Annotated in this window: 12 protein-coding genes; 7 read left to right on the top strand and 5 right to left on the bottom strand. The window is 36.1% G+C overall.

All coding sequences use genetic code 11. The features are described from left to right. Window positions 1-149 precede the first annotated feature (149 nt). Together HX109_RS12335 and HX109_RS12330 are read right to left on the bottom strand one after the other, a co-directional pair. Window positions 150-2,192 carry a tetratricopeptide repeat-containing sensor histidine kinase gene (locus HX109_RS12335; protein WP_178952429.1) on the bottom strand — a complete coding sequence of 681 codons (2,043 nt, stop codon included), beginning with the start codon at window positions 2,190-2,192 and terminating at the stop codon, window positions 150-152. Between the two features lie 182 nt (window positions 2,193-2,374). Beyond that, window positions 2,375-4,303: a DUF349 domain-containing protein gene (locus HX109_RS12330; RefSeq protein WP_178952426.1), complete on the bottom strand. Its 1,929-nt coding sequence runs from the start codon at window positions 4,301-4,303 to the stop codon at window positions 2,375-2,377. Between the two features lie 277 nt (window positions 4,304-4,580). Between HX109_RS12330 and HX109_RS12325 the strand changes: the two genes are divergently transcribed. The 3 genes from HX109_RS12325 to HX109_RS12315 all read left to right on the top strand — a co-directional run bounded on the left by HX109_RS12325 (window position 4,581) and on the right by HX109_RS12315 (window position 7,854). Continuing rightward, window positions 4,581-5,138 carry a DUF4251 domain-containing protein gene (locus HX109_RS12325; RefSeq protein WP_178952402.1) on the top strand — a complete coding sequence of 186 codons (558 nt, stop codon included), beginning with the start codon at window positions 4,581-4,583 and terminating at the stop codon, window positions 5,136-5,138. A gap of 86 nt (window positions 5,139-5,224) precedes the next feature. After that, complete coding sequence (locus tag HX109_RS12320) at window positions 5,225-6,367, top strand: vWA domain-containing protein (protein ID WP_178952400.1); 1,143 nt, start codon at window positions 5,225-5,227, stop codon at window positions 6,365-6,367. A 23-nt stretch (window positions 6,368-6,390) separates the two neighbouring features. Further along, entirely contained in the window at window positions 6,391-7,854 is a 1,464-nt protein-coding gene (locus HX109_RS12315) for a sigma 54-interacting transcriptional regulator (protein ID WP_178952398.1), read from the top strand. Between the two features lie 90 nt (window positions 7,855-7,944). Here the strand turns inward: HX109_RS12315 and HX109_RS12310 are convergent, their stop codons facing one another. The 3 genes from HX109_RS12310 to HX109_RS12300 are packed head-to-tail and all read right to left on the bottom strand — an operon-like array spanning window position 7,945 to window position 11,345. Continuing rightward, the gene (locus tag HX109_RS12310) at window positions 7,945-8,877 is read right to left on the bottom strand and encodes an alpha/beta hydrolase (protein WP_255462693.1); all 933 of its coding nucleotides are present in this window, start codon (window positions 8,875-8,877) and stop codon (window positions 7,945-7,947) included. Window positions 8,878-8,893: 16 nt separating this feature from the next. Beyond that, window positions 8,894-9,826, bottom strand: a complete 933-nt coding sequence (locus tag HX109_RS12305) for an alpha/beta hydrolase (RefSeq protein WP_178952396.1) — start codon at window positions 9,824-9,826, stop codon at window positions 8,894-8,896. A 16-nt stretch (window positions 9,827-9,842) separates the two neighbouring features. After that, window positions 9,843-11,345, bottom strand: a complete 1,503-nt coding sequence (locus tag HX109_RS12300; RefSeq protein WP_178952394.1) for a M20 family metallopeptidase — start codon at window positions 11,343-11,345, stop codon at window positions 9,843-9,845. A 151-nt stretch (window positions 11,346-11,496) separates the two neighbouring features. On the opposite strand from HX109_RS12300, the gene HX109_RS12295 reads away from it, so the two are divergent. From HX109_RS12295 to HX109_RS12280, 4 genes are all read left to right on the top strand, one after another. Beyond that, window positions 11,497-12,039 carry a hypothetical protein gene (locus HX109_RS12295; protein ID WP_178952392.1) on the top strand — a complete coding sequence of 181 codons (543 nt, stop codon included), beginning with the start codon at window positions 11,497-11,499 and terminating at the stop codon, window positions 12,037-12,039. After that, window positions 12,036-12,887 (top strand): ABC transporter ATP-binding protein, encoded by an 852-nt coding sequence (locus tag HX109_RS12290; protein WP_178952391.1) that lies wholly within the window; start codon window positions 12,036-12,038, stop codon window positions 12,885-12,887. Before HX109_RS12295 ends, HX109_RS12290 begins: the two co-directional genes overlap by 4 nt. Continuing rightward, entirely contained in the window at window positions 12,884-13,714 is an 831-nt protein-coding gene (locus HX109_RS12285; RefSeq protein WP_178952389.1) for an ABC transporter permease, read from the top strand. Before HX109_RS12290 ends, HX109_RS12285 begins: the two co-directional genes overlap by 4 nt. A gap of 79 nt (window positions 13,715-13,793) precedes the next feature. Further along, window positions 13,794-14,450 (top strand): hypothetical protein, encoded by a 657-nt coding sequence (locus tag HX109_RS12280; protein WP_255462692.1) that lies wholly within the window; start codon window positions 13,794-13,796, stop codon window positions 14,448-14,450. The last annotated feature ends 7 nt before the right edge of the window (window positions 14,451-14,457 follow it).

Raw genomic sequence — 14,457 nt, 5'->3', positions numbered from 1 at the left:
AGGGAGCTTCAGTAAAGTTTTTATCTTTAACTAGCATCCCTTATTCCTATACTTGCGAAATACAATTAAATTCTGTAAAAATGTGGTACATAAATCGGTTGAATACAGCTTGATTTAACACTGTATATTTAAATAGTTGAAGAGAAGAACTATTTCTTCGGTAGCGTGAAAAAGAAGCTGGTTCCTTTTCCTATTTCAGACTTTATCCAAAGCTTTCCATGATTCTTTTTAATCATTTCCTTGCAGAGATTTAAGCCCAGGCCAGTACCTTTTTCATTATTGGTTCCGTAGGTGGAATCGAATTGGGTTTTATCGGACAATATAGTGTCAATGGCTTTTTGACTCATTCCAATTCCGCTATCCCTAATCTCAACTTTCCAATGTTTTTCCAATTCGGTGCCGTAAATCTCTATTAGTCCGGTTTCGGGAGTAAACTTAATGGCGTTGTTTATTATGTTTCGAAAAACCAAATTAACGTGATCATGATCTGCAAAAACTATTGCTTTATCCGGGATAATATTTTTAATCAATATTTTCTTCTTACTGGCGAGCTCTTTCAAGAGATTAATGGTATCTGCACAAATTAATTGAAGATCGATTTTCGAAGGGCGCGAGTTGGCGCCTTTCATTTGTGCCTGCCCCCAAACCAAAAGGTTATTTAGTGTAAAAGATATGCTTTTTACCTGTTCACTAAGTTTTGGCGCAAACTGCATAAAATCCTTGGCACTTATCTGGTTGTCTTTTAAAAGATCTATAAGGGAATTTAATGAGCCAATTGGTGCCCGTAAATCGTGTGCTATAATAGAGAAAAACTTATTTTTTGTTTCATTAAGCTCCTGTAATTCCTGTTCGCGCTTTTTTAAATCGTGGTTCTTGTTGGCCAGTAAACCGTTTAATTTTCGCTCTACTTTCCTGCTTCGTTGGGTAAAAAAAAGAATGGTAAGCAGGATAATAACGCCTCCCGTGGATAAATAAATAAAAAGTCTTTGTTTGCTGAGCTGTTTATGACTATCCAGTTTTAGTTGGTTTTCCATTGCGATAAACGACATCTGAGCCTCATGCGCAGCTACACTTTTTGTGTTTTCATGATTAAATATACTGTCGTTATAGTTTTTAAATAACTCATGAAACACCAAAGCATTCTCATAATCCAATGTTTTTTTTGCAATGAGATATAAGGTTTTGGAGCATTCTTTAATGTCTTCAAAAGAGTTTAATTCCTTCGCCAGTTCCATAGCGTCGTCGGCGTAACTTTTGGCCAAATCGAACTCCTGCATCCCACAATAGGTTTTTGCTATGTCGTTCAACAAGGAGGTTTTTTCCCGCTTGTCTTCAACTTTTTCATAAATAAGTAGCGACTGCATAAATATATCCAAGGCCTTTTCATATTCATTCATCTCTACAAAAAGCTCCCCTTTTACTTTGTATGCGAATGCTAACCAATCTTTGTATCCCAATTCTATAAACATAGGAATGGACTTTTCTACATTTTCCATTCCTTTTTCGAATTCGTTTACTTTTAACTGAAAGCTAGCAATATTACTCAGAGTTTGTGCTTGGGCCAGTTTACTATCGGTTTTCTCATTAATTTCTTTAGCTTTAATTAGAAAATCCAACGCTTTATCATACTCCCGCTGCATTCCATAAGTAAGTCCCAGGTTTTCGTAAACCAAACTCAAATACAAAAGCTCATCCCTTGTTTTATTCGGTCTGTCTTCAGCCAAACGAATGGCTTTTAAACTGGACTCAACCGATTTTTTTATGTTCCCGGCATAATCATAAATTGTAGCAAAATTACTGTAGCACAAAAGCATGTGCTTAAAGCTGTTGATTCGCTTGGCATGGGAAAAAGCCTTTTCTATATAAGAAATCCCTTTATCATAATTCCCAGATTCACTTTCGTAAAACCCCAAATTTATAAGTGATTCAATCTCCCCTTTTATATATTTTATTTCCCTAGATAGCTTTAAACTTTTGTTTGCATAATGACTAACCGTATCATTACTAACGTAATAATTGGCCAAAACATACTTATTGATTAAATTGATGTAAGAGGTATCTTTTTGTTTTTCTGAAGGTAACTGATTATAAGCCTTTACTGCTTGAGAAAGACTATCTAATTGCTTTCTTTGGCAATGTCCGGAAACGGTAATGAGGAAAAATAAAAAAAATATTATCAGTCTTAGATTCATTCAGGGAGCCATAAATAATTCCAAATTTAACATAAAATTTGGGTTTCATTGTTGTTTTTACGTTAAATGAACAAGAAAAATTTTATCATTTGTTGATATTTTAAAAAATGTTATAATTCAATAAAAAAAGGCATCATTTGTTATAAAATTGATGCCCTTTGTCCCTTAAAATTGATTTTTATCTATTGATCAATATTTTTAATTTTCTTAAGCTTGGCTTTCCATAGATTGAGATCCTCCCGATGCTTTTCGATATTTTTAAGTACCTCTTTTACAATTGGATTGCTTTCATCGGCATTGATAAATTGAAGGTTATTTTCCAATTGCCTAATTTCTGATTTTACTTCATCGATTTTTCTTCTAATAAAGATTCGCTCGTTGTTAATGAGGGTATTGTTATCGGCATTTGCCAACTGGTCTAGTTTGTTCCCATACTTTATAAGCTCTGCTTTTTGCTTATCTAAATCCAATTTCTTGAACAAAGCATCCAGAATTTTATTAAACTTCCCTTCGATGCTTTTCTTGCTATGTGGAATTCTACCAATGGCCTTCCAGTCTGCAATGAAACCTTTAATCTGTTCGAGATCTTTTTCCTTATCTCCAGATAGCTCATAAGTCTTTAATTCATCCAGAAAAGCTTTTTTCTGCTCAAAAGCTTCCATTTCATCTTTAAAATGTTCATTTTTCTTGGCGTGAAGTCTATCGAAATAAAAATTACAAGCTGCTTTAAATTCATTCCAAATTTTATCGGAATACTTTCGGGGTACATGCCCGATTTTCTTCCAATCTGCTTGGATTTTTTTCATTATTGGCGTCGTTTCTTCCCAATCTTCACTATCCTTTAAAGATTGCGCCAACTTTACCAATTCCATCTTTTTGTCTAAATTCTGTTGCTGGTCTTTTTTAAGGTTCTTATAAAAAGAGTTTTTATTCCTGTTGAATTTTCGAACGGTTTCCTTAAAAGCAGCCCATGTTTGTTCATTAACTTTATAAGGCACCCTTCCAGCATTAAAAAAGTCTTCGCGTAGCGCTTCTACTTCCTTAATTTGTTTTTGCCAACCGCTATGGCTGTTGGCAGGCTGTTTGGTAACGGCATCGATTTTTTTAATAATCTCTTCCTTTACCACCAAATTAGCCTCATGAATGGCATCTTGATTTTTAAAATATTCCTGCCTTTTTTGGTGAATCACTCTAGTGGCTGCGCTAAAACGGTTCCAAATTTCATCCCTGTGTTCGCGATCTACAGGCCCTAAATCTTCTTTCCAAATTTTATGTAGCAGCTGTAATTCCCTAAAAGCTTTATTTACATCGCCAATTTCGGCTAATGCTTCTGCTTGGGATATTATTTTTTCTTTCTCTTCGAGATTGTGCTTAAAGTCCAAATCCCGAAGATCTCTATTAAGGTCTAAAAAGTCGTAAAATATTTCTACGTGGTGGTGGTAGGTACGCCACACATCATTATAACTTACCCGGGGAATAGGACCGGCATTTCGCCAGCGTTCCTGTAATTCCTTAAAGTGTTTGTATGTATCGTTTATATTTTCTTCAACATTAATAAGCCCTTTAAGCTCTTCTATAATTTCCAATCGGTTTTCCAAATTGGCATTTAACCGATTTTCCAGGTTTTTATAATACTGATTTCTTTTTTCTTTATACTCCCCATAGAGTTCGTTAAACTTTTTCTTTGCTGTTGTACTGTAAACAAAATCGATTTCATTACCACCTTCATTTATAAAATCCTCTTTTTTCTGCTCTAACAGTTCCTGAAACTTTAGGTCGAATTCCGATTTTATCTGATCGACATGCCTTTTTATAGCTTGAACCTTTTCTTTTTTGAGTAATCGCTCCATTTCTTCAACCAAAGCCTCCATGCTCATGGCGTGATAATCGAGCATAGGTATCTCATGGCGATCCTTATGCCCTTCATCCTCCGCATCTTCGGCATTCGACTCGTCGATCTCGTTTTGAGGATCCTCCTCCTGCTCTTCCTCTACTTCATTTTCAACCTCTACCGCAGGAATCTTTTCTGAAGATTCTTGAGGAGTTTCTATATTACTTTGCTCATTTCCGTCTGCATCTGGTTGCAGGTTATCATTTTTTTCTTCTAACATTTTATAAATGTTTAAGTTCATCACTACTTTCAAGCTGAAAGATACTAACAAGTAACAAATTAGCCAAGTGTTTTTATTTTACACTCCTTAAATATCTAGTTGCTCCCTAATACTTTACCTAATGCCATACATTTATATTAATTTTTGATAGAACTTTAAACCTGAAGATTTCTTGAAATTAATTACCAATGGAACCCACTAATTTTATACTGAATGGCACAATAGTTGTTTTTAAGAAAATTCGTAACTTTAAGAATATCACTTTAAACGAAAAAGAATGAAAATTCTACAAATCATCGGAATTTTTGTGGTTTCACTTTGTGTTTTGAGCTGCGGAGGAACACAAAATGCAGTAAGCGATGCAGATTTAGCAGCATTGGACAAAATAATAAACGATAAAAATTTCCGTATTGAATGCCAATGGGCAATGCCCACGGTAAGTACTAGCATGATGCAAATTGCTGGAAGTGGTCTTTTGGCACCCGGTAATAATGTACAGCGCATAGATTTGAGTGGAGATGGTGCTTTTCTAGAAATCAAAGGTGATTCTGCCAAAGCAGATCTTCCTTTTTATGGAGAACGCCAAATGGGCGGTGGCTACAATCCAGATGGCGAAGGTATAAAGTTCGATCAAGAAGTGTCGGATATGGAAATTGAATATCAAGAGAACAAAAAGCATTACAGAATAACCTTTTCTGCCAATGACGGAACGAAATCCTTCAATGTTACTTTGATGGTTTTTCAGAACAAAAAAACCTCGGTTTCAGTAAATAGTTCTGAAAGGGATTTTATAACCTACGATGGAACTCTTGAAGAGATTCCCAAAAAAGAATAAACATCTAGGTTTTAAAAGCCTAATAAATACTTAAAATTCGCTTGTCCATTCGCATTCTCTATAAAAATCCTTAATTTTATGGGGCTATGAATAAAACGAAAAGAAAAGGATTTGTATTTACCAATTATGAAGCTCCTGATCAATCTCCTTTTGAAAAATTGTTTGAGATATTCAAGGAGTTAATAACCCATACTTCTGGAGATTTTGATGAAGCTATTGATTGGCTGCGGGAATTGGATAAGGAATACCAGCTTACCGATGAAAATTACACCATTGAAGATTTTATTGAAGATTTAAAACGTAAGGGTTTCATCCAGGAAGAAATCGATCCCGACGGCGATGGTAGCGGCGATGGCGATGGCGATGGTAAATTTTCCATTACAGCCAAAACAGAACAGCTTATACGCAAGCATGCGCTGGAACAAATTTTTGGTAAACTGAAGAAAAGTGCCAGTGGGAATCACCGTACCAAACACACCGGAAGGGGGGACGAACACACCGGGGATTTTAGGAGTTATCAATTTGGTGACGCACTAGAGCGAATCTCCATGACTGAAAGCATGCGTAACGCCCAAGTCAATAATGGCCTGGACAATTTCACGCTTCACGAAGACGACCTTGTTGTTGAAGAAACCCACCATAAAGCTCAGATGAGCACCGTATTGATGATCGACATTAGCCATAGTATGATTTTATATGGTGAAGACAGAATAACCCCGGCCAAAAAAGTAGCCATGGCCCTCGCCGAACTCATTACCACACGATATCCAAAAGATACCTTGGATATTATAGTTTTTGGAAACGATGCTTGGCCAATTTCCATAAAAGATCTTCCTTATCTTAAAGTTGGGCCATATCATACAAATACGGTGGCAGGACTACAACTAGCCATGGATATTTTGCGTAGAAAGCGAAACACAAACAAGCAAATTTTCATGATTACTGATGGTAAACCAAGCTGTATACGGCAGCCAGATGGGGAGTATTATATGAACAGTGCAGGTTTGGATAAATTTATTGTAGATAAATGCTATAATATGGCAAGGCAAGCCCGTAAACTCCATATTCCCATAACTACGTTTATGATTGCCCGGGATCCTTACCTCATGCAATTTGTTAGGCATTTTACGGAAGCCAACAAGGGAAAAGCATTTTTTACAGGTTTAAAGGGATTAGGGGAAATGATTTTTGAAGATTACGAAACCAATAGAAAAAAAAGAATACGATAAAACTGCTCGAAAAAGAAAATAAAATGCAAATAGAAAAAATTAAAACCTTAGGAGCTTTGAAAGCCTCCGGATATCAATCAAAATCCATAAAAGATGAATTACGTGACAACCTGATAAAAAAAATTCAAGATGGGGAAACCACTTTTGAAGGGATTCACGGTTACGAAAGCACGGTGATACCAGAATTGGAAAGAGCCATACTTTCCAAACACAATATCAATCTTTTGGGATTGCGCGGGCAAGCAAAAACAAGGCTGGCACGACTCATGGTAAAGCTTTTGGATGAATGGATTCCAGTTGTGGAAGGTTCAGAAATAAATGATGATCCCCTAAAACCATTATCACGGTATGCCATGGAGACTATAAAGGAAAAAGCGGATGAAACCCCAATAATTTGGATCCATAGAGAGGAACGTTTTTTCGAAAAGTTAGCAACGCCAGATGTTACGGTAGCCGATTTAATTGGGGACGTGGATCCCATAAAAGCGGCCAACTTAAAACTTTCCTATGCCGATGATCGGGTAATTCATTACGGAATGATTCCTAGAGCAAACAGAAGCATTTTTGTAATTAACGAATTGCCAGATTTACAAGCAAGAATCCAAGTAGCGCTTTTTAACATCCTTCAAGAGGGAGATATTCAAATTAGAGGGTTTAAATTAAGGCTGCCCATGGATATGCAATTTATTTTTACGGCAAATCCAGAAGATTATACCAATCGTGGTAGTATCGTAACGCCGCTAAAAGACAGAATTGGCTCGCAGATATTAACCCATTATCCCGAAACCATAGAAATCGCCAAAAAAATAACAAAACAAGAAGCTAAAGTTGAAGAAGAGCAAAAATCGAACATCTATGTTCCAGAATTGGTTTACGATCTACTGGAGCAAATAGGTTTCGAAGCCAGAAATAGCGAATATATAGACCATAAAAGCGGAATAAGTGCGCGGTTGAGTATTACCGCCTTCGAAAACTTAATGAGTACCGCCGAGCGAAGAATGCTAAAAAATAAGGAAGAAAAGACCGCTATTCGGTTAAGTGATTTTATGGGGGTAATTCCAGCCATAACGGGAAAGGTAGAATTGGTTTACGAAGGAGAACAGGAAGGAGCAGCTTTCGTCGCTCAGCAATTATTGGGAGAAGCCATTAAAACGATGTTTCCGCAATATTTCCCTAAAATAGATAAGTTGGAGCGTCCCAATGCACCCAGTCCATACGATGCAGTTATAAATTGGTTTTTTGAAGGCAGTGGTTTTGAACTGCTGGACGATGTAACTGATAAGGAATATAAAAAGCATCTAGACGAAATAAGCCCTTTGGAAGACTTAATTAAAAAACATCAACCAGAAATCGAGCCTGAAGATGCGTATTTCTTAAAGGAATTTCTCCTATGGGGACTGGTGGAATTTAAAAAATTAAGCAAACACCGTTTTACGGAAGGCTACCAATTTAAAGATCCGTACGGAAGCTATATAAGTGGCTTGTAGTAGCTACTATATAAAATGTTTAAGGGATTTACCGACCAGTAAATCCCTTTTTTTATTGAAGAATTTTTGGTTTGGTAAGCAATTAAAAAATTAATCTTCGGTTTGTCTGTTATCTATAAAATCAAGCCAATTGTATAATCGGTCTGTCCAGGACTGTAGGTGTTTATTATTTAATGCCAAACCAAAGCCATGACCACCTTTGGGATAAAGGTGCATTTCCGCAGAAACACCATGTTTGGTAAGTCCTCTATAGAATAGTAAACTATTTTCCACTGGAACTGCTTTATCGTCTTCACAATGCACTAAAAATGTTGGTGGTGTTTCCGAAGTTACTTGAAGTTCATTGGAGTATAATTTAATTTTTTCTTCCGAAGGACTCTCTCCCAGTAGCGCTTTTCTAGATCCCATATGGGTATATTTTTTATCCATGGTAATTACTGGAAACGCCAAAATCAAAAAATCTGGTCGTGCGCTTATGTCTTTATATGGATCTTTAGGTATGCCGGTATCTGAATTAAAATGGGTTGCCAGCGTAGAAGCCACGTGTCCTCCCGCTGAAAGCCCCATGATACCGATGCTTTCTGGGTTTAAATTCCATTTATCCGCATTTTTTCTAATTACCTGAATAGCTCTTTTTGCATCCTGCAGAGGAACTTCAGCTTTATTTTTTACGGTGTTGGCAATAGGGAGCCTATATTTTAAAACAAAAGCCGTATAACCTTTACTATTGAACCATTTTGCAAAGTTGGTACCTGCGTAATGATACGCTAAATAATGATATCCTCCCCCCGGACAGATTATAACAGCCTTTCCATTAGCGTTTTGTTTTGAGGGTAAAAAAGTTTCAAGAGTTGGTTCTTGAACGTTGGAAATTTCTAAAAGACCATTATCTGTATGTATTTCTTTTTCAGAAATACCGGTACTATTTGGAATTTTACCATCGTACAAAGGAATTATTTTATCTTGGGAAAAAGTACAGAAGGAACAGAAAGCAGAAATCGCCAATAACCTAAAGTGCATCATTTGTAAAAAATTTTAGCTATTGGTTTTCGACTTCCAAAAATTCTAGCCATTCAAACAAACGGTCGGGCCATGTTTTTAAATGATCGTTGCTGAGCGCCAAACCAAAGCCATGACCTCCCTTTGGATATAAATGCATTTCAGAGGGCACATTTTTTTCTTTTAAAGCCTTGTAAAACAATAAACTATTCTCAACAGAAACACCGATATCGTCTTGAGAGTGTACTAAAAATGTAGGGGGTGTGTCTGGGGTTACCTGAAGCTCATTGGAATATCTTTTTATCAATTCTTCAGAAGGATTCTCTCCCAATAACGCATTTTTAGAACCCGAATGGGTGGAGCTGTCCTTCATGGTAATTACAGGATACACCAGAACCATAAAATCTGGTCGGGCGCTTATGTCTTTATAGGGGTCGTTTGGTATTTTGGTATCTTGATTAAAATGAGTTCCCAATGTAGATGCCAAATGTCCTCCCGCGGAAAATCCCATTACACCAATTCCATCTTCCTTTAATCCCCAAGCTACGGCATTTTTCCTTACAATTTGAATCGCTCTTTTTGCATCTTGCAAGGGGACTTCATTCTTATTGATTACTGTATTTGCTATTGGCAAGCGGTATTTCAATACAAATGCTGCGTACCCTTTAGAATTATACCATTTGGCAATATCGGTTCCTTCCCAATCGTAAGCCAAGATATGATAACCACCACCAGGACAAATAATTACCGCCTTGCCATTGGCATATCTTTTTGCTGGATAATAAGCCTCTAAAGTAGGTTTTTGCACATTCGATATTTTTAAAATACCGTCTTCTTCCTGGATTTCCTTGGCTTCTTTCTCCAGTCTATTTGGTATTTTCCCCTCGTAAAGTGGAATGATCTCTTGGCAGAATATACTGCTGGTTGCTAACAAAAACAGCAATAAGGATGTAATTAATGGGTTGGTTTTCATGGTTGGTCTTTAATATTTATTCTTTTGTATTAAAAATTAAAAATTTCTTTTTCTTTTCCTCTTTATCATCATTTAAGCACTCTTCTATAAAATTGGTGTATGTTTCTTTTCCTTTTACCAAAACACCACGGGGAATACGTTCATTTTCACTATGGATATTATCCAAATAACTCATATCCAACTGAATGGGAACCGTGGTAAACGTAGAAATTCCTTTGGCCCTAAAAACCCCTGCATCACTGGTGTTTGGAAGTAAAATCGTAATAACATCCGTATTCGGGTATGTCTTGGTAATCGCGTTTTTAAGGTTTTTATAAAAAATACTTTTATCATCGGAAGATTCCATTTTTGGCATGGAATAGATTACGGAAACTTCAATATTGTCATTTTTTAATCGTCTTTTTATATCTTCAATAAATTCATCTTTTGAAGCCTCGGGCAATAAACGGCAATCTAAAAGGGCGGTAGCTTCACTGGGTATTACATTTACCACATCGTTATTACTTTCTAAACTGGTAAGGGTTATGGTATTGGAAAAAATAGAGAAAAGCTCGGGTTGTTTGCGTAGTTGCGGCGTAATAAACATTCTAAAAAGTCTGGGGTGGCGCATGGCAAAGCCAGTAAGTCCTTTTTCCAATTTCCCCATATCCTTCAGCATTTTCACATTAAGATCGGTATAAACTGCTTTTTGTTTCTTACCCAATAAATTATCCAATGCTATAACCATCTCCTTGTTGGCATAATGCAATGGAGTGACCGAACCATGGGCAGAAGTATTAATTTTAAGTTTTAATTCAAGCCAAAGGGCTCTTTTGTGCGCTACAGAGATTGGAAAGACTGCTTTTTCGGGCCTGGTTTGTAGGGCTCCTTTAATCGCTGGTGGTCCTTCGCCTATTACCACGGCCGGATTTAATTCATCCAAATAATGCTCAATGACGTACTCGGCACCTCCCCTACACTGGGTTTCTTCGCAGGAAACTGCCAAAAAAGTTACGTTAAATGGTAATTGTATGTCTTTGTATTTATTTAAAATTTCCACCACACTAAACAATTGCATGATGGCATTTCCTTTATTATCCCAAGAACCACGCCCCCATATTTCGGTATCGGTAATTTCTCCTGAAAAGGGCGGGTATTCCCATTTATCCAAATCCCCCGCAGGAACTACATCGATGTGGTTGAGAAAAACAATATTTGGCAAACCGGAAGAAAGCGGATATAGTGAAGCTGTAAAATTATATTCCGCATCTTTATTCCCCATTTGTGTTATGGACAATCCGTTATTTTCGCAAACCTTTTTTAACCATTCCCCTGCCTCTTTTTCATGACCACTTATAGATGCAAACTTTACGTATTCGCTTAAATATTTTTCAATATTCGAGTCATTTAACTTCCCTAAAGAAGTCGAAACGTGATTTAAGGAATCTATTTTTGGTATAGAATCGAATTGGGCATAATTGAATTGTAAGACAAAAATTATATAAACCAAGCTTAAAAAAGCCTTATATTTAATACGCATATATCCTTAAAAAGTTTGAAAACAATATATTGATAATAATTTTATTTCTACAAAATTATTGCAAGTAAAATTGAAGGGAAAAAAGTATATTTTTAATAATTGTATATTTGAAGCTACCAAAAGATTCAAATTAAGAAATAAGCTTTACGTTTTGGCTTTAAACCCGCTTCCCATACAACCACCTGCATTTATCTCTTACTTAAGGGTTGGGAGGCTCTTGTATTTATCACTGATTTTATTTATATTGGAATCTTGGGTTTATTGGAGATTTTTAGATACTGCCATACAACAGTCTTCTTTAGTTACCATTGTATTCTGGGCTTGGTGTTTTATGTTTTCTTTTATACATATTTATTTAGTAATGATGGATGGTTGGTCACGCTATCAAAACTATAAACGCGCCAAAGATCAATTGTACGAATACGGATTTAAACCACGTATTGCAGAAACCTATATGGGTTCTAAATGCCAAAGGATGGCTGCGGAAGTTGCTGCGGAAGAACTTGGGATGGAAGAACAGTTGAAATCTTATTACCGTTCACGCGGAATAAAATGGTACCATTACGTTCCTTATTTTATGCTAAAAGAGCCGCTTTTTTTGTTCAAGAAAAGCTTTTGGTCGAGAACATTTTTAGAAAAAAATTATCAGGCGAAATACAACTTTAAAAACCTGCAACTAGAATCCACTATATGATTATCGCTAAGGATATTTCCAAAAACTACGGAAACCTAAAAGCGCTCGAGAAAGTTACCCTTTCCTGCAAAAAAGGAGAGATTGTAGGGCTACTCGGAAGAAACGGTGCTGGAAAAACCACCTTGTTTAAAATATTCTTTGGACTTGTAAAACCCAATTCCGGAACGCTTACCATAGATTCAAACAGACCAAAACCAATTGGTGGTATAATTGAAAAACCTGCGCTTTACGAATACTTAAATGCAAAAGAGAATCTAAAAGTCTTTTCCAAAATTCAAGGACTCCAGGTGAATAATAATACCATAGAAGCGCAATTGTTAAAAGTGGGACTTTCGCCTGAAAGGATTGATCCGGTAAAAAATTATTCTCTTGGAATGAAACAACGGTTGGGAATAGCCGTGGCATTACTCAATAATCCCGAATATTTAATTTTAGATGAACCCTTTTCTGGACTGGATCCCATCGGTATAAAATCCATTCGGGAGCTTATTTTGCAGCTGGTAGAACAGCAGCAGATTGGGATTATTATATCCTCCCACATCATTGAAGAGCTTCATAAAATTTGCGACACTCTTTATATTATCAACAAAGGAAAAATAATAAACAGTGGTAAAACCCAGGAAATTATAAGTAAAAACACCCATTCTTACGTTATTTATGCTTCAGGAATAGAAAATTCAACAACACTAGAAAAGTATCCATGCGTGCTCAGAAAAAATAATGCCCGTGTAAACATTTCACAGGAAAAAGTACCAGAACTCCTTCAGCAATTGGCACAGGAAAATATACATATTACAGCATGCGTCCCAGAAGTTAATTTTGATGAATTGTTTGAGCCAGAATTATGAAAAACCTTCTATCCACCGAAATTTTTAAATTACTGAAACAGGGTAAAACCTACTATGCGCTAGCTGCTATTTTCATTATTGAGTTTCTAATTCTCATTGGTGCCTATTTTCAGGGGAGCGCTATAATCGATATTTTACTCAGCAACCTGAAGGAATCTTTTTACTTTGAAGGCACCCTGTTAAATGGAAACCTAATGATTTACTTAATATTAAACACTTTATGGTTTCATTTACCGCTGATATTAATGATTATTATTTCTGGCATTTTAACCACCGAATACAAAGATAATACGATACAAACCGTAATGCTTCAACCAGTGGTAAAATGGAAATTTATAAGCAGTAAGTTTTTGGTTGGAGTACTTTTTACTGTAGTAGTTGTAATTCTTACTGCTTTTTCTGCCTTCTTTTTTTCTTATTTATTTTTTGGAAAAGGGGACTTAGTAGTGTACTTGGGAGATCTTAATTTTTTCGAGGCGGAAGATGCCCAAAACCGACTACAGCTTGCTTTTCTTTCTGGTATAAACAGCATGGTTTTCTTTTCTGTTGTAAGTTTAACTATTGCTGTGCTTCTAAAGGAAGCCACCAAAACATGGATTGTAGCAGCTTTCTTTTTAATCTTAACCAACCTATTGCAAAAATTTGAAAGCGGCAACACCATTTTTAATCAATGGTTTTTCCCAAAATTAAATAACACCTGGCAGTACTTTTTTTACAATGAAATCCCTTGGGATGCTATTATTCATAATAATTTAGTGCTTTTTGGGTATACCATACTATTCTTTTTTATTGGCATAGTGGTTTTTAATTCCAGGGACATTAGTTAAAAACTTTCTGCGGGCATTCTTATTTAAATCGCTATTTTTAAATTGAAAATTGGTTACCTATTTAATGAAAAACATAAAATTGAAAAGAATCTTCCCTGCCCTTATTTTTCTATTGGTAAGTTCGCTTAGCGCTCAAGAGATAGACCCAGATTTACAAATTATAAAAACCCGATTGGACAGCCTTGAAACCTTCACGGCCAAAGTAGAACTTAATGTAGATATCAGTTTTATTAACATGCCTACCAAATATGCGATAATGCACTATAAAAAAGGGCAATCCATGCAGTTTGAATCCAACGATTTTGTAATGATTCCCAAGCGCGGCCTAGACCTCTCCATGCGCGAACTATTTAAACATCCATTTATAACGGTAGACAGGGGCACTGAAACATTGGAAGGTAGCAATTTTAAGAAACTAAACATTATCCCAACAGACCAAAAAGCTGATTTCGCCATTGCCACTGTATGGATAAACCCTAAACTGCAGCGAATTAAAAAAAGTGAGATAAGTACAAAAAAAGACGGTACTTTTAATGTAGTAATGGATTACAAAAATCAAAAAGACATTCTCCCTAGCGATATCGTAATAAGTTTTGAGATTGAAAAAATTAAACTCCCCATACAATACCTTGCTAAAGAAGTGGATCTAAACAGAAAAGAAATGCGATCCCAAAAAGTTAAAACAGGTAAAATCCTGCTTAGCATGAGCGATTACCAGATCGAAAAGATCAAATAAAAAACAC

It is taken from the genome of Galbibacter sp. BG1 (assembly GCF_013391805.1).
Classification (GTDB): Bacteria; Bacteroidota; Bacteroidia; order Flavobacteriales; family Flavobacteriaceae; genus Galbibacter.
Note: the sequence above shows the minus strand (reverse complement) of the source record. Positions and strands in the feature narration are given on the sequence as shown.

Coding starts and splice junctions, on each gene's coding strand:
- HX109_RS12335 (WP_178952429.1), bottom strand. CDS start 2,192: ATGAATCTAAGACTGATAATATTTTTTTTATTTTTCCTCATTACCGTT.
- HX109_RS12325 (WP_178952402.1), top strand. CDS start 4,581: ATGAAAATTCTACAAATCATCGGAATTTTTGTGGTTTCACTTTGTGTT.
- HX109_RS12285 (WP_178952389.1), top strand. CDS start 12,884: ATGAAAAACCTTCTATCCACCGAAATTTTTAAATTACTGAAACAGGGT.
- HX109_RS12315 (WP_178952398.1), top strand. CDS start 6,391: ATGCAAATAGAAAAAATTAAAACCTTAGGAGCTTTGAAAGCCTCCGGA.
- HX109_RS12320 (WP_178952400.1), top strand. CDS start 5,225: ATGAATAAAACGAAAAGAAAAGGATTTGTATTTACCAATTATGAAGCT.
- HX109_RS12290 (WP_178952391.1), top strand. CDS start 12,036: ATGATTATCGCTAAGGATATTTCCAAAAACTACGGAAACCTAAAAGCG.
- HX109_RS12330 (WP_178952426.1), bottom strand. CDS start 4,303: ATGTTAGAAGAAAAAAATGATAACCTGCAACCAGATGCAGACGGAAAT.
- HX109_RS12300 (WP_178952394.1), bottom strand. CDS start 11,345: ATGCGTATTAAATATAAGGCTTTTTTAAGCTTGGTTTATATAATTTTT.
- HX109_RS12305 (WP_178952396.1), bottom strand. CDS start 9,826: ATGAAAACCAACCCATTAATTACATCCTTATTGCTGTTTTTGTTAGCA.
- HX109_RS12310 (WP_255462693.1), bottom strand. CDS start 8,877: ATGATGCACTTTAGGTTATTGGCGATTTCTGCTTTCTGTTCCTTCTGT.